Here is a 304-nt window from a genome sequence, read left to right as displayed (position 1 = left end):
AAATTCTCTGGAATAAGTTGAAGCTTCTTTTTCTGAAGAAGGAATTTGCTTCCAAACCCTAGCCGCAAAAATAATAGAGATAATGAGGAAGAACATTAAATAGATCAACAGCTGTCCTGAAAGACCTAAGTCAGTAAATGAATGAACCGATGCATTTCCTAAAATTCCACTTCTTGTTAAAAAGGTAGAATAAAGAATAAGTATAAAAGAGGTGATCACCAGAATAATCGATGTCTTTAGGGCTGTTGCACTTTTCTTGAAAGTGATCATGGTATGAATACTTGCCACCATAATTAACCAAGGC

Annotated in this window: 1 pseudogene; it reads right to left on the bottom strand. The window is 34.9% G+C overall.

Annotation, left to right across the window (positions count from 1 at the left end):
• Positions 1–304: pseudogene (locus tag AWN68_RS14280) on the bottom strand (cytochrome C biogenesis protein); the annotation flags it as partial.

Source organism: Roseivirga echinicomitans (assembly GCF_001592935.1).
Taxonomy (GTDB): domain Bacteria; phylum Bacteroidota; class Bacteroidia; order Cytophagales; family Cyclobacteriaceae; genus Roseivirga; species Roseivirga echinicomitans.
Note: the sequence above shows the minus strand (reverse complement) of the source record. Positions and strands in the feature narration are given on the sequence as shown.